Source organism: Bradyrhizobium sp. HKCCYLRH2015 (genome assembly GCF_051168215.1).
In the GTDB taxonomy this organism is placed as follows: domain Bacteria; phylum Pseudomonadota; class Alphaproteobacteria; order Rhizobiales; family Xanthobacteraceae; genus Bradyrhizobium.
This window is the reverse complement of sequence record NZ_JBNPUO010000004.1, coordinates 140581-156088: the sequence shown is the minus strand read 5'-3', so window position 1 is coordinate 156088 and position 15508 is coordinate 140581. Positions and strand designations below refer to the sequence as shown.

Annotated in this window: 11 protein-coding genes; 8 read left to right on the top strand and 3 right to left on the bottom strand. The window is 67.0% G+C overall.

Annotated elements, in window-relative coordinates:
* The first annotated feature begins 106 nt into the window (after positions 1–106).
* Together ACQR1H_RS11840 and ACQR1H_RS11835 are read left to right on the top strand one after the other, a co-directional pair.
* Positions 107–958: a LytTR family DNA-binding domain-containing protein gene (locus tag ACQR1H_RS11840; protein ID WP_434907581.1), complete on the top strand. Its 852-nt coding sequence runs from the start codon at positions 107–109 to the stop codon at positions 956–958.
* 333 nt (positions 959–1291) lie between these two features.
* Positions 1292–1939: an alpha/beta hydrolase gene (locus ACQR1H_RS11835; RefSeq protein WP_008971476.1), complete on the top strand. Its 648-nt coding sequence runs from the start codon at positions 1292–1294 to the stop codon at positions 1937–1939.
* 156 nt (positions 1940–2095) lie between these two features.
* Here ACQR1H_RS11835 and ACQR1H_RS11830 read toward each other — a convergent pair whose 3' ends face one another.
* Positions 2096–2773 (bottom strand): glutathione S-transferase family protein, encoded by a 678-nt coding sequence (locus ACQR1H_RS11830; RefSeq protein ID WP_434907580.1) that lies wholly within the window; start codon positions 2771–2773, stop codon positions 2096–2098.
* 81 nt (positions 2774–2854) lie between these two features.
* On the bottom strand, positions 2855–3958 hold the full coding sequence (locus ACQR1H_RS11825; protein ID WP_315800137.1) for an anhydro-N-acetylmuramic acid kinase: 1104 nt from the start codon (positions 3956–3958) through the stop codon (positions 2855–2857).
* Between the two features lie 194 nt (positions 3959–4152).
* On the opposite strand from ACQR1H_RS11825, the gene tyrS reads away from it, so the two are divergent.
* The 3 genes from tyrS (at position 4153) to ACQR1H_RS11810 (ending at position 8562) form a co-directional block, all read left to right on the top strand.
* A complete protein-coding gene (gene tyrS, locus ACQR1H_RS11820) occupies positions 4153–5406 on the top strand; it encodes a tyrosine--tRNA ligase (RefSeq protein WP_316178926.1) in 1254 nt (417 codons plus the stop codon).
* Positions 5407–5462: 56 nt separating this feature from the next.
* Positions 5463–6722: an MFS transporter gene (locus tag ACQR1H_RS11815; protein ID WP_434895172.1), complete on the top strand. Its 1260-nt coding sequence runs from the start codon at positions 5463–5465 to the stop codon at positions 6720–6722.
* A 142-nt stretch (positions 6723–6864) separates the two neighbouring features.
* Positions 6865–8562: a methyl-accepting chemotaxis protein gene (locus tag ACQR1H_RS11810; protein ID WP_434907579.1), complete on the top strand. Its 1698-nt coding sequence runs from the start codon at positions 6865–6867 to the stop codon at positions 8560–8562.
* A gap of 49 nt (positions 8563–8611) precedes the next feature.
* On the opposite strand, the gene ACQR1H_RS11805 is transcribed toward ACQR1H_RS11810, so the two are convergent.
* Complete coding sequence (locus tag ACQR1H_RS11805) at positions 8612–12310, bottom strand: YhdP family protein (protein ID WP_434883135.1); 3699 nt, start codon at positions 12308–12310, stop codon at positions 8612–8614.
* Positions 12311–12826: 516 nt separating this feature from the next.
* Here ACQR1H_RS11805 and ACQR1H_RS11800 point away from each other — a divergent pair.
* The 3 genes from ACQR1H_RS11800 to ACQR1H_RS11790 all read left to right on the top strand — a co-directional run bounded on the left by ACQR1H_RS11800 (position 12827) and on the right by ACQR1H_RS11790 (position 15482).
* A complete protein-coding gene (locus ACQR1H_RS11800; protein ID WP_434883136.1) occupies positions 12827–13513 on the top strand; it encodes a peroxiredoxin in 687 nt (228 codons plus the stop codon).
* A gap of 105 nt (positions 13514–13618) precedes the next feature.
* Positions 13619–14983 (top strand): M23 family metallopeptidase, encoded by a 1365-nt coding sequence (locus tag ACQR1H_RS11795; protein WP_316178936.1) that lies wholly within the window; start codon positions 13619–13621, stop codon positions 14981–14983.
* A 109-nt stretch (positions 14984–15092) separates the two neighbouring features.
* Positions 15093–15482, top strand: coding sequence for a hypothetical protein (locus ACQR1H_RS11790; RefSeq protein WP_315800144.1), 390 nt, complete (start codon positions 15093–15095; stop codon positions 15480–15482).
* Positions 15483–15508: the final 26 nt, after the last annotated feature.

The following is a 15508-nucleotide window of genomic DNA, read 5'->3' as shown; positions in this document are numbered from 1 at the left end:
ATATCAACTCGGGCCACGAACGACCATGGCTCGTCGGCACCATGATGATGCGCGACGGCCAGCGTGGTATCGTCGGGCGCGAGATTGAGATAGCGGGTCCGGTGCCATGAACAAGCTTGTCGGCTCGATGCTGCGTCCGAATGATCGGAGCTTCTACGCCATCATGGCCGGGCTCTCGCTCGGCATCGGCGTCGTCAACGCCCTCTCGGCCGCCCACGATGCCGTCAGGCGGGGAGCCGCCTATGATCTGGAAAAGCAGCTGCTGTGGGAGATGACGAGCATCATCGTCATCATCCTGCTGGCGCCGTTGCTGGTCGTCACCGTTCGATTGATCCGGCGGGGCCCGGCCGCCCCTGTCCGTCTCGTCGCGCTCGCCGTTGCCGCCGTCATCGTCTTCTCCCTGCTCCACATCACCGGCATGGTGATGCTGCGCAAGCTGCTGATGTGGGGCGCTGGCGGCGCCTACGACTTCCAGTTCTCGCTCGCCACCATCGTGTACGAGTTCCGCAAGGACGTCATGACGGCGCTGCTCATCGGTGCCACTCTCTGGCTGTACGACGGCTATCGCGCGAGCGCTCTCCAACAGCCGACACGGCGATCCGAGCCTCCTGCCCCTGCCACGCTCTGGCTGCGCGACGGCGCGAGCCGCATCCGCGTCGCGCCGGCCGACATCCTGTGGGTCGCTGCGGCCGGCAACTACGTGGAATACGCCATGGCCGACGGCAGGCGACATCTGATCCGCGGCACCCTGTCGGTCGCCGAGGCCGAACTCGCCCGCTTCGCGCTGGTGCGCATCCACCGCGGCCGGCTGGTCAACATGACCAGGGTCACCGCGCTTTCGGTTCTGCCATCAGGCGAGTTCGACCTGACCTTCGACGGCGGCCAATCCGTCCAGGGCAGCCGCCGCTATCGCAGCGCGGTTGCGCCATTGGAGCAGACGGTGGTGGCGGCGCGCTGAAGCGGCCGCGGCTGCCGACGAAAACGCCTGTATTTTCATCGAATTGCAGGCGCATTCGGGGCACGCTCCGCGGCCGCCTCAGCCCGCAGCCGCTTCGATGGCACGCTCGGCATCCCTGCTGCCGCCGCCTTGCCGGGCGTTGAAAATCCTTGCTTTTTGCCCTGCGCTCCATGCTAGAAGGCCAACTTCCAGTCACGCCAGCGCCGCTCCGTCCAAGCGAACGGATGGCGCTCGGTCACCACTTTTCCTGCTGATGTCCCCTGCTGAACTCTTCGGCGAGGCGCCAGATGAAGCATGGACGAAGTCGGTCGACGCTCTGCCAAGGATTCTCTGATGCCTGAAGTCATCTTCAACGGTCCGGCCGGCCGCCTCGAAGGCCGTTACCATCCGGCGAAGCAGAAGAACGCGCCGATCGCGATGATCCTGCATCCGCATCCGCAGTTCCACGGCACGATGAACCATCAGATCGTGTACCAGTGCTACTACGCCTTCGCGCATCGCGGCTTCTCGGTGCTGCGCTTCAATTTCCGCGGCGTCGGCCGCAGCCAAGGCTCGTTCGACCACGGCACCGGCGAGCTGTCCGATGCGGCCTCCGCGCTCGATTGGGCGCAGACCATCAACCCCGAGGCTCGCGCCTGCTGGGTCGCCGGCTTCTCGTTCGGCGCCTGGATCGGCATGCAGCTCCTGATGCGCCGCCCGGAGGTCGAGGGCTTCATCTCGATCGCGCCGCCCGCCAACCTCTACGACTTCTCGTTCCTGGCGCCCTGCCCGTCCTCCGGCCTGATCGTGCACGGCGAGCGCGATGCGGTGGTGCCGCCCAAGGACGTCAACACGCTGGTCGAGAAGCTGAAGACGCAGAAGGGCATCGTGATCGACCAGCAGGTCATCCCCGGTGCCAACCACTTCTTCGACGGCAAGCTCGAGCCGCTCATGGAGACGATCACGGCCTATCTGGACATGCGCCTCGCCAATGTGAGGTGAGGCCGGGCGATGTTCTGTAGGGTGGGCAAAGGCGAGTCCAACGCGCCGTGCCCACCGACTTCATGTGTGCATGCTGAGCCAATGGTGGGCACGCGATCAGATCAGCGCTTTGCACCGATCTGATCGCTTGGCCTACCCTACGCCTCGCGTACTTTCTCAAGCAGCCTGCTTCAACAAATAAGCGTCGTGCCTCACAAGGAACGCGCGCAGCAGCGTCGGACAATCGGCGCCGACCGCCGTCCTCACACTCGGCCGCTGCGCCAACTGATCACGCCAGGCCCGAACCTTCGGCGTTGAAGCAAAGATGCCGAGATCGGCATAGCCATCGAACACATCGAAATAGCGGAAGACCGGCGCAAACACCGCGTCGACCAGGCTGAAACGCGCACCATTGAAATACGGCCCCTCGCCCAGCGCGTCCTCGACGCGCGCGAACTTCGCCGTCAGCGCCTCACGCTTGGCCGCGAAGACGGCGGCATCCTGCGTCGTCTCCAGGCCCCAGAGATCACCGAGGATCGCCGAGCCGAACTCCATCCAGGCGCGATGCTGCGCGCGGGCCAGCGCGTCCTCGGGATGCAGCCTCACAGCCGGCTGCGCGTCCTCGATGTACTCGCAGATCACGTTGCTCTCGAACACCGCCACCTCGCCCTGCGCCGTCGGCACCACCAGCACCGGCACCTTGCCGAGCGGCGAGATCTTCAGGAACCAGTCGGGCTTGTCGGCAAGATCGATGTCGATCCGCTCGAACGCGACACCCTTCTCGGTGAGCGCGATGACGGCGCGTTGCACATAGGGGCAGAGCTTGTGGCTGATCAGCTTCAGGGAGGGCGACATGACATCCTCGGCAGTTTGATGCAGATGCATCAAACTAGATGCACACGCATGGAACTGTCAAGATTCATGCAATTGCATGGATCACGGACGCGCGATCACTCCGCCGGTCATCGGAAACGGCACCCCGGTGGTGGTGGGATAGCTCAGCGGCAGGCCCTTCATGCCGCGCACCGCCAGGAAGCCGAATGCCTGGGCCTCGATCGCGTCAGCCGACCAGCCCAGCGCATCGGCCGATTCGACGCTCGCCGGCGCGACGCGCTCCCGCAGCATCCGCATCATGGTATGGTTGCGGGCCCCGCCGCCGCACACGATCCAGCTCGCCGGCGGCTTCGGCAGCAGCGGAACGACGCGGGCGATCGCAGCCGCCGTGAACGCCGTCAGGGTCGCGGCCCCGTCCGCCGGCGTCACATCGCCGAGCTTCAGCGCGGCGAAATCGTTGCGGTCGAGCGATTTCGGCGGCGGCAGCGCGAAGAAGGGCATGTCGAGCGCGCTCGTGATCCAGGCCTCGTCCGGCCTGCCCTGCTCCGCCACGCGGCCATCCTGATCGAACGCCTGGCCGGTCGTGCGGTGCATGAAGTCGTCGAGCAGCGCATTGCCCGGACCGGTGTCGCAGGCGATCAGCACGTCGTCGCCATCGATATAGGTGATGTTGGAGACGCCGCCGATATTGACCACGGCGATCGGCCCGGGGCGTGACAGCGATTGCGCCAGGGCACGGTGATAGACCGGCACGAACGGCGCGCCCTGCCCGCCGAAATCGACGTCGGCGGCGCGGAAATCGTGCATCACCGGGATATGGACGGACTTGGCGAGCGCGGCGGCATCGCCGATCTGCACCGTCAGGCGGCGTTCCGGGCGGTGCAGCACGGTCTGCCCATGGAAGCCGATGATGTCGATGTCCTCAGGCTTGAGCCGGTGCTGCGCCAGGAACGCGGCGATCGCCTCGGCGTGCGCCACCGTCACGGCGCGCTCGGCATCGCGTACCCGCCCGGGACGCGCCTCGCGCCGCTCGATCTGCACCGCATCGGCGAGCGCCTCGCGCAGCAGGCTGCGCTCGGCGGCGCCATAGGCCCGGTAGCCCGTGGGGCCGAGCCTCTTGATCTGCCGCCCGTCGGTCTCGATCAGGGCCACGTCCACCCCGTCGAGCGAGGTGCCACTCATGAGGCCAAGTGCGGTCAGAATCATTGCAGTCGAACCCGAAAACCCTGCCCTGCTTGCCAAGTACGGCCGATTTGAGGTCCCGCCCGGGCCGCGCCCATGCTTGTACAAGCCCGGCGCATCTTATAATGCCACAACGCCCGTATCCGCGGCATGTGCCCTACCGCACCCCGCCGCGACAAGCGGTCAATACCGTAAACAAATGCTCAGAGTCGCCGACAATGACTGGCTTCAAGTCTGATTTCCTGAACGTGCTGCAGAGCCGCGGATTCATCCATCAGTGCTCGGATTTCGAGGGCCTGGATGCGCTCGCCGCCAAGGGTCAGGCGACCGCCTATGTCGGCTATGACTGCACCGCACGCTCGCTGCACATCGGCAACTTCCTGACCATGATGATGCTGTACTGGCTGCAGCAGACCGGGAACAAGCCGATCACCCTGATGGGCGGCGGCACCACCATGGTCGGCGATCCCTCCGGCAAGGACGAGACCCGCGCGATGCGCACCGTCGAGGAGATCGAGGCCAACAAGGCCTCGATCCGCGGCGTGTTCGCCAAGGTGCTGCGCTACGGCGACGGCGCGACAGATGCCATCATGCTCGACAACGCCGAATGGCTGACCCAGCTCAAGTGGATCGAGATGCTGCGCGACATCGGCCGGCACTTCTCGGTCAACCGCATGCTGACCATGGACTCGGTGAAGCTGCGGCTCGAGCGCGAGCAGGAGATGAGCTTCATCGAGTTCAACTACATGGTCTGCCAGGCCTACGACTTCGTCGAGCTGGCGCGCCGCACCGGCTGCCGGCTCCAGATGGGCGGCTCGGACCAGTGGGGCAACATCGTCAACGGTGTCGAGCTCGGCCGCCGCATGGGCACCGAACAGCTCTTCGCGCTGACGACACCGCTGCTGACCACCGCCTCGGGCGCCAAGATGGGCAAGACCGCGCAGGGTGCGATCTGGCTCAACGCCGACCAGTGCAGCCCGTATGATTTCTGGCAGTACTGGCGCAACACCGAGGACGCCGACGTCGTCAAGTTCCTCAAGCTGTTCACGACGCTGCCGCTGTCGGAGATCGAAAAGCTCGGCGCGCTCCAGGGAGCCGAGATCAACGAGGCCAAGAAGGCGCTGGCGGATGCGGCGACCGCCTTGCTGCACGGCAAAGAAGCGGCGCGCACCGCGGCCGAGACCGCGCGCCGCACCTTCGAGGAAGGCGCGATCGCCGAGAACCTGCCGACGGTCGAGGTCGCCAGGAGCGAGCTCGATGCCGGGCTCGGCGTGCTCAGCGCCTTCGTCAAGGCCGGGCTCGTCGCTTCCAATGGCGAGGCGCGGCGGCAGATCAAGGGCGGCGGCCTGCGCGTCAACGACGTCGCGGTCACCGACGAGAAGATGGCGCTGACACAGGCGGAGCTGACCAGCGAGGGCGTGATCAAGCTGTCGTTGGGCAAGAAGCGCCATGTGCTGGTGAAGCCTGCATAGCCGCATTCGCTTTTGCCTGCTTGTCAGGGAACGCCGAAAGGCGCTCCCATGACGGCATGACGATCAGCGCGCCGCAAGAGCCTGCGCAAGCCGAGGAAAGCCCGACAGCTCGACCACGAACGCACTTGGCGTTCGTGGTGCTGGGCCTGTGCTTCGCGCTGTCGGTGCTCGGCCGCGGGCTGGGAGAAAGCTTTACCGTCTTCCTCAAGCCGATCTCCGACGGCTTTGGCTGGGACCGCTCCGAGGTGGTCTCGATCTATTCGCTGACGGCGCTCGCCGGCGGCCTCGCCGCGCCGCTGATCGGACGGCTGTTCGACCACACCGGGCCGCGCGCCGTCTATGCGCTCGGCCTCCTGCTGCTCGGCACAGCCTTCACGGCCGCGGCGCACGCGCGGGCGCTGTGGCAGTTCCAGATCAGCATCGGCCTGTGCGTCGGCATCGGCATCGCGCTGATCGGCAACGTCCCCAACTCGATCCTGCTCGGCCGCTGGTTCGGCAAGAAGCTGCCGACCGCGATGGCGGTGATCTATTCGGCGACCGGCGCCGGCGTGCTGATCCTGCTGCCGGGCTCGCAACTGCTGATCGACGCCATCGGCTGGCGCAGCACCTATCAGGCGTTCGGCGCTGCAGCCTTCAGTCTGCTGGTGCCGCTGGCGTTGCTACCGTGGCGGCTGTTCGCCGCCGGCGCGCCTCACATCACCAGGCCGATCAGCGACGAGCTCGCTGATGACGCCTGGACGTTGTCGCGCGCGCTGCGCCACCACGCCTTCTGGGCGCTGTTCTCGACCTTCTTCTTCACCGCCATCGGCATGTATGCGATCGCGCCGCAGGTCGTCGCCTATCTGATCGATGCCGGCTTTGCGCCGCTGCAGGCCGCCACCGCCTGGGGCTTCTCGGGCGTGGTGCTGCTGTTCGGCATGCTCGGCGTCTCCGCCCTCGACGGGCTGATCGGCCGGCGGCCGTCGGTGCTGTTCTCCTACGCCGTATCGATCGCAGGAATCCTGATGCTGTGGGCGCTGCAATTTGCGCCGAACATCTTCCTGCTCACCGGCTTCGTCGTCTGCTTCGGCAGCATGATCGGCTCGCGCGGGCCGCTGTTGTCGGCCACCGCGATGAAGATCTTCCGCGGCAGGCGGCTCGGCACCATCTACGGCACGATCACGATCGGCAGCGGGCTCGGCTCGGCGCTGGGATCGTGGAGCGGCGGCGTCATCCACGATCTCACTCACGGCTATGATGCCGTCATTCTGCTGGCGCTCGTGAGCGTCGTCATCGGGATGATCCCGTTCCTGGTCGTTCCCGCCCTTCGCACGTAGTTGGCGTGCGCCCGATTAAGACGTGCTCACGAGCGGCGAGCGCTGCTCGTCCACATAGTGGACGGCGCGCAACAACCACGCGTTCATGATTAGTAAGCAGCTTGGTGATAGTTGTTTCGGCAACAAGAACGAAGAGGACGCCGTGACACTGCTCAGCCGCATGAAGTTCCGCACCAAGCTCGCAAGCATGGTGATCCTTGCGATCGCGACGGTGATCGCGATCGTGGCCGTCTCCGGCTGGCTCAGCCGCGCGCGGATGCTGGAAGACCGCATCACCCAGATGCATACCGCGGTGGACCTCGTCTACGGTCTCGCAGAGACGCTGCAGACGGAGGTCGCGGCAGGAAAGATGTCGGTGGACGAGGCCAAGAACAAGTTCCGCTATCTTGCGCGACGAATGACGTTCAACAACGGCCAGGGCTATCCGATCGCCTACAACGCGGCAGATTCGGCGCTTCTGCTGAATGCCGCCAACGAGAAACTGGAGGGCAAGATCCTCGGCACCAAGGACGCCAACGGCGTCATGATCGCCGATGCACAGATCAAGGCCGCCCAGCAGAAACCCGAAGGCAGCACGACCTCCTACCTCTATCCGCGGCCCGGCCAGACCGAGCCGCTGCGGAAGGTCGTCTTCGTCCGCGCCTTCGCGCCGTGGAACATCGTCATGAGCTACGGGCTCTATGTCGACGACATCGAGGCGGACGTCTATGCGCTGCTGATGCGGCTCGCCGGCATCGGCGCGGCGCTGCTCGTGCTGCTCGGCATCCTGTCCTTCCTGATCTCGCACAACGTGGTCGGCGGGCTGCATCGGCTGAAGGATCGCATGCAGGACATCGCCGGCGGGCGGCTCGAGCAGCCGGTCGCCGAGACCGAACGCGGCGACGAGATCGGCCGCATGGCCGAGACCCTGGAGGTACTGCGCAAGACCGCGATCACCGCCCGCATGCTGGAGCATGAGCAGGCCGCATCCAAGCAGCGCAGCGAAGCGGACAAGCGCGACGCGCTGATCGCGATGGCCGACCGCTTCGATGCCTCCGTCGGCCAGCTCGTGGCCCTGATGGCGTCCGGCGCCGGAGAGCTCGAGGCCACGGCGAAATCGATGACCGGCACCGCCGAGAGCACCAATGCGCGCGCGACCGCCGTCAGCTCCGCCGCGAATGAAGCGAGCTCGCGCGTCCAGACGGTCGCCACCGCCGCCGAGGAATTGACCTCGTCGATCACCGAGATCAGCCGTCAGGTCGCCCAATCGGCCGAGGTTACCGGACGCGCCGTCGAAAGCGCGCGCCATACCGACGGGATCGTCCGCGCCCTGGCCGACGGCGCCAAGCAGATCGAGCACGTCGCCGAGCTGATCTCCAGCATCGCGGGCCAGACCAACCTGCTGGCGCTCAACGCCACGATCGAGGCCGCGCGCGCCGGCGAAGCCGGGCGCGGCTTCGCGGTGGTCGCAGCGGAGGTGAAGAGCCTGGCCAGCCAGACCGCACAGGCCACGCAGGAGATCGGCGACCGCATCGCCCAGATCCAGAACGCGACGCGGGAAGCGGTCGGCGCGCTCGACGGCATCACCCTGACCATCGAGGAAGTGTCCGCGATCGCGGCCACGATCGGATCGGCGATCGAGGAACAGGGAACGGCCACCGCGGAGATCGCGCGCAACGTCACCCAGACCGCGCAGGCCACCCGTGAGGTCACCGCTAATATCGGCGGCGTCTCGACCGCAGCCAACGAGACCGGCAGCGCCGCGAGCCACGTGCTGATCGCCGCCGGCAACCTCTCCAAGCAGGCCGAGCAGCTCTCCCGCGAGGTCGACACCTTCCTTGCTGGCGTCAGAGCGGCCTGACCGCATCGATCCGCTCTGTTGACGTCGCCGACGCCGACGGCCGGCAGCATCAATTGTTCGGCGGCAGCTCCGCCGGCGGGTATTGCTGCTTGCCGGTGTTGAAATCCATGATCTTGCGCGTCACGCCCGGCAGCATGGCCGAGATCGGATTGATGCGCACCACCGGCTGGCTCGGCGTGCCGACGACCTCGTAGGTCACGCCGAACAGACCTTCATTGCTGCCGCCGAGGAACAGGCCGACGATCGGGATCTGGTTGAACATGTTGTTCAGCCCGTACAGCGGCACGATCGTGCCGGAGGCGCGGACCTGGTTGACGTTGTAGTCGATGCTGCCCTCGATGGTCAGGCCGAGCGTCGGCCCCTTGACCACGCCGTCGCGGATCGAGAGCAGCCCGTTCTGCCGCGTGAACTCTGCGCGCAGCATCGTGAAGGCGATGCCCTGTGACGCGCCCTGGGCCGCACCGGAAGCGGCGCGGTCCAGCGCCTGCTCACCCCTGACGGTGAAGTTGCGAACGATCGCGAGGCCTTCCTTGGGGCTGGAATCGGCCGTCGGCGGCTCCATCGCCAGCTCCAGCTCGCCGCCGGCCATCTTGGAATAGGTGTCGGCGAAGCGCAGCAGCGCGCCTGCATCGTTGGTCACGAGATAGATCACCTCGCGGCCCTGGCGGCGCGCGCGCGGATCGGAGCTGGGCGCCTCGCGGCCGACGCGGATGTCGGCCGTGACCGGCGTGTCGCGGCCGACCTTGCCGGTCAGGTTGAAGCTCTTGAAGGCGCCGCCGCGCCGGGAGAGCTTGACGTCGACGCTGCGCAGCGCCTCGCCGTTGAAGCCGGCGACGGCGCCGAGCTTGACCTCGGCGTCGAAGTCGAGGTTCGAGCGCGCCTTGTTCTTGTCGGCGTCCTTGTTGGTGCCCGAGATCGCCGACTTCAGGAAGCCGCGGCCGTCGAACACGTCGCCACGCATCGACAGCTTCAGCACGCCGTCCTGGCCGCGCTCGGCCTTGAGCTGCGTCTTGTCGCCTTCCGACGGCGAATAGGTCGGGAAGTTCGCGTTCATCAGGTCGCCGTTCTGGTCGACTTCCAGCGAGCCCTTGATGGAGACGCCACCGCCTTCGATGTTGATGTCCTCGAAGCGGGTCGACTGCTGCTTGGCGACCACGTTGAAGGTGGCCTTGCTCGCCTTGCCCGGATTCTTCACCCAGCCCGGCAGCAAATTGTCGAGCTTGAGCTGGGTCAGATCGGCCTCGACACCGAGCCGGCTGTCACGATCGGCGGAGCCCGCGATCTTGCCGTTGAGCTTGAGCGGCACGTTGCCGGTGATCGCGGTGCCCAGATCCATGCCGAGCCGGGCGCGGCTCGCATCATCGAGGATCGCCTGCATCTTGATGTCGGCGTCGCCCTCGGTCGGCTTGCGATAGTCGAGCGTGGCCGGCTGGCCGTTGATCTTGACGTCGCCCTTGACCTGATAGCCGGCGGTGTTGGCCACGATCTTGAGCGTGTTGGCCTCCAGCTTCTGGTTCATCACCAGCTTGTCGGCGGCAAAGCCGTTGAGATCGGCCGTGACCGCGTAGCTGGTGTCGGCCTTGGTCAGTTCGCCCTTGACCGGCATCGCGAGATTCACGCTGGCCTGGAACGTTCCCTTGGTCTGGTTGGGATCGATCGGCATCGACGACAGATCGTTGAGCCGGTCAGAGGCGAGGATCTCGGCGGCCGCGGCGACCTGGCCCTCGACGCGCATGCGCACCCGCGACGGCGACGGCTTCGGCGCCATGTCCGGCACTTCGAACACGACGTCGGAGAAGTTGAGCTTGCGCCCGGCCGGCGTATCCGCGACGCCCTGCCCGATCGTCACCGTCGCGGTGCGGCCGGTAACATGCGCCTTCACGTCGGCATCGCGCACCGACGGCAGGCCGTCGACCGGATGCACGGTGACATTGGTGGCGACGATGTTGACGTCGAGACCATCGTCGGGAATCGGCGGTCCCTTGCGCGGCAGGTTGCGCGTCGGCGAATTGACGGCGACGTCGATCCGCTGCACCGAGCCGCGCTCGATGCGCTCGATGATCCAGGCCCGCACCTCCGGCACGATCAGCGCCGGCCAGATCCGTTTCATCGCCAGCGCAGGCATCGGCGTCGCGGCGAAGCCGAGCTTCAGCCGCGGCTCTCCGGCATACTCGACGCTGCCAGTGCCGGCGACGCCGATTTCACCGTTGGACACCTCGGCCTGCGTCAGCAGCACGCGCTTGCCCTCGGTGTCGAAGCGGAAGTTGATCGAGATGCGGTTGAAGATGAGCGGTGGCTCGTTTTCGATGGCGCCGAGCAGAATGGTGCCGCCGTTGAGACCCAGCCGCCAGTCGTTCGCGGTGTCGTTCGGCGGCTCGAGATTGGCGTTGAGCGTGATGCGGTTGGCGCCAGAGATCACCTTCAACGGCGCGATCAGCACGCGGCGTCCGGCGTCCCATTCCATGCTGATCTCGGCGGAATCGATCGCCATCGGATAGTCGGGCGTATCGGTGTCGATGATCTTGCCCGCGCCGATGTTGATCTTGCCGCGCAGATAGGTCGGCAGCCCGTCGCGCGCGAGCTCGCCCTTGATCTCGCCGGTCATGGGCAGGTCCGCCATGTAGGTGAGATCCTTGAGTCGCATCGCCAGCAGGATGTTGCTGGTGGAAACCTTGTCAGCCTTGATGTCCACCGTGCGCACGCCGTTGGCCTGGGGCCCGACCAGAATGCGCAGCGACCACGGCCTGGCGCCCTCTTCGCCGAGGCTCAGCGCCACGCCGCCGCCGGACGGCCGGCGCAGGCTGAGGCTGATGTTCTCGAACGTCCATTTGTTGCCGCGCTGCTGGTCGTCGACGACCAGCACGCCGTTCTTCAACCCGATCTCGTTCAGGTTCTGGCCATCGAGCCCGGTCAGGCTGAGGCTGTCGAGCCAGTCCAGGCCGGCGAGCAGGCCGTTCGGCGCCGCGGTCGCCGGCAAAGTCGAAGTGGCCGGCGCCGACGGCTGCGGGCCGGCCTGCGGTCCCGGTGCACCAGGCGATGGCGCGGCCTGTCCCGGCCGCGGGAATGTCGGCGGCAGGCCGGCGTCGCGCTTGGAGGCGACGCCCGTCGCCAGCGGCTTGTTGGTCTCACCCGTCGACACCGTGACGGTGCCGTCCGGCGTGATGCGAATCGCGAGCTCGGCGTCGACCAGCTTGAGGCTTTCGGCGCGCAGCTGGCCCATCAGCAGCGCGGCGCCGGACAGCCGCACCTCGGCCTTGGGCGCGCTGGCGACGATGGCGTGATCCTGGTCGCGCACGATGATGTCGCGGATCCGGACCGCGATCCTGATCCGGCCGGCGCGCTCGATCTGGGTGCCGCCGACCTCGACGGTATTGCCGTGGCCGATATTGTCCTCGATCGCCGCCGCGAGCCATGGCGTCGCTATGTCGAGGCTGATCGGGCCCGCACCGAGCCGCAGCCACAGGCCGGCGAAGCCGAGCCCGACGAGCAGCATGAGCGATGCCAGCGTGATGACGACCCGCTTGGCCACGCGGCCGCCCGGCAGACGCGGTCGCGCCCCGCCGAATCGACCGGTGCTCCCGCCCGAATCGGGCCGCGACAACAGGCTCCGGGCGCGCTGCCCGACCATCTCGTCGTGCTCGGCGGCAGCCTCATACTGGTCGGCCACATCCCAGTCGGCCTCATCCCACTGCTGGCCCTGGGTGTCCGCTTGCAGATGGGGCCGCTGGGGTGATGTCTGTCTTGCCATTGCCTCTCGGTGCCGGCCCCTCGTGTCCGAAATAGTCGTGCCAATCTGGCCTCGGCCAGGTTGGTCGCCGGTGTGGCCCCGCCCGTTCACGCAGCGCGCGTGCTCACTGCCGGCAGGAGTCGATGCCCCAATGATCCCGTCACGCTTCGGCGGGTGCTGTCAACACGCCCGCTGGCGCTTCGCCGGCGGCGCGGACGACGCGCGGAATCCTCGTCACTATACCCCGCCGCCGTCAGGTTTGCCCACCTGCTCGCGCCAGCGGACCGGCGCCTCTCCACCGCCGGACGAAATTTGTGGCGGGGACGTCTGATCCGGAGACGGTACGAGAGTCGTCATTGCACTGTGCTCAACTGCGCTGGTGCTCACGCCTGCTGGTAGCCATGATCTTCGCTTCATCGCAAGAGGCGCAATCCCCTGCGCGCCGCGAAGCACGGATGCCAGATCGATCCCGGGACACCGGACAAGAACCGAGATACTTTCATTTTTGAGCCGCCGAAAGCGACGAAAGGAAGGCGTATGTCGAAGGAATCACGAAAGAAATCCTCCAACCCGGCGTCCTACGGGACGATTGACGGGAACCGGCTCGCCACCGCGGCCAAGAAGGCCACCAAGAAGACGGCCAAACCGGCCGTGACGAAAGCCGCCAAGACGACCTCCGCCAAGACGACCTACGCCAAGACGCCGACCACGAAGGCCGCCGCTGCGAAGGCCAAGCCCGCGGCGCCGGCTGCCAGCGGAACGGGCCTTGCCGAGGGCGCCAAGGCACCCGCGTTCAAGCTGCCGCGCGATGGCGGCGGAACCGTCTCGCTCGCCGACTACAGCGGCCAGAAGCTCGTGCTGTTCTTCTATCCCAAGGCCAATACGCCCGGCTGCACCAAGGAGGCGATCGACTTCACCCGCCTGTCGAAGGACTTCGCCGCTGCCGGCGCCGCAGTGCTCGGCGTCTCCGCCGATTCGGTCAAGGCGCAGGACAATTTCCGCGACAAGCACGATCTCGCGGTACCCCTGATCTCGGACGAGAAGCATGAGATGCTGGAGGCCTACGGCGCCTGGGGCGAGAAGTCGCTCTATGGCCGCAAGTTTCTCGGCATCATCCGAAGCACCGTCTTGATCGGCGCCGACGGCCGCGTCGCCAAGGTGTGGCGCAACGTCAAGGTCGACGGCCACGCCGACGCGGTGCTGGCGGCGGCGCGCGCGCTCTGAGAATGCGCCGGAGAGCGTTGGGGGAAAATTAACCATGCAGGGGTCAAATCGCTCCCGTAAATGACGCCGCTGGAACGACGATCTCCAGCCGGCGCGGGAGTGCCGATGTCGTATCGTTCCGGCCATCACGCCGAATATCCCCAGCACCATCCTCATGACCGCGGGCACGCCCACCATCATCGGCGCGCACCCGCCAGCCATCCGGCGCCGGTCGCGGCCGCATCGCAGAGCGACTACACGCTGGTGCATGCCGGCAAGCAGGTGCGCATCGGCCCGGTGGTGTTCTGGATCGTGGTCGGCACCGTCAGCCTGCTCGGGCTGTGGTCGGCGGCGACTGCGACCTATTTCGCGTTCCGCGACGACGTGTTGACGCGGCTGATCGCGCGCCAGGCCGAGATGCAATACGCCTATGAGGACCGCATCGCCGAGCTGCGCGCCAAGGTCGACCGCGCCACCAGCCGGCAACTGCTCGACCAGGAGCAGTTCGACCAGAAGCTCGACCAGATCCTCAAGCGCCAGACCGCGCTCGAGGGACGTGCCACCGCGCTCGGCAGCATGCCCGACATCACCGGCTCGATCCGCGCCCCGGCGCGTGCGCCGGTCGCGATCGAGCCGCCATCGGCGACAGCCGCGCCAAAACCGTCGCCGATCAGCGACACCGTGATCTTCACCGCGCCGCCGGACCGCGAGGCCCGGCTCGAATCGCGCAGCCCCGTGATGGCGAATGCGCAGCCCAACCCATCGACCAAGCTCGCCGGTGTCGACAACGTGCTGACGCGGCTGACGCGCTCGCTCGACCAGGTCGAGGCGCGGCAGGTCGCGATGCTGTCCTCGGCCGAGGAGACGCTGGAATCGAAGCTGCGCCGGATGCGCGGCGTCATCACCGATCTCGGCCTGGACATGGGCCAGCTCGAAGCGGCCGCGCCAAAGGGCGGCATGGGCGGCCCGTTCGTTCCGGTCAAGCTCGGCGCCGAATCCGGTCCGTTCGAACGCCAGCTCTACCGCATCAACATCACCCGCGCGCAGGTCGAGAAGATGAACCGCACGCTGTCGCTGGTGCCCTATCGCAAGCCGGTGATCGGCGAGGTCGAGTTCACCTCCGGCTTCGGCGTGCGCTCCGATCCATTCCTCGGCCGCCCCGCGATGCACACCGGCCTCGACTTCCGTGCTGCCACCGGCGATCCGGTCCGCGTCACCGCCAACGGCAAGGTGGTGAATGCCGGCTGGGCCGGCGGCTACGGCCGCATGGTCGAGGTCGATCACGGCAACGGCCTCTCCACCCGCTACGGCCATCTCTCCGAAATCAACGTCAAGGTCGGCCAGCAGGTGAAGATCGGCGACATCATCGGCGAGGTCGGCTCGACCGGCCGTTCGACCGGCCCGCATCTGCACTACGAGACCCGCATCGACGGCGAAGCCGTCGACCCGCAGAAATTCCTGCGCGCCGGCGTGCGGCTGAGCGCCGGGTAAGATCGCTCATCCGGCAAGCCGACGCGCGACCAACGCGCAACGGCATTGCGCGATCGCAATTGGTGCTGTTCCGCAGACATGCTAAGCATGCTGCGGGGATTTCAGGGCCGTGCGTCGCATTTCATCACACAGCAAACATCTGACGGGCGCCGTCGCCTGTGCGATGGCCTATGTGCTGGCGCTGCAGGTCACGCTGGCGGTGAGCCTGAACGCCTGGCTGCCGCCGAGCTTCGCCTTCGTATTCGGTGAGATCTGTCACGAGCGAATCGACAACGCTCGAGGGGGCGCCGACAGCTCGGAAGCGCCGGCTGCGGCGTCAGCGGCGCATTGTCCGCTCTGCGTCACCCCGGCTTTCGCACTGCTGCCGCCGCCCGACGCACCCACGGTCAGCCTCCGGCGCGTCCTTGGCGTTGCGTTCGAACCGATCGCGCCCTTGTGGCGCGCGACTGCCGAGGTCGACGCCGGGCACCGGGCGCGCGCGCCACCTCGGCTCGCCTGAGCGGCGGTCGCCGCATCTTCAGACAC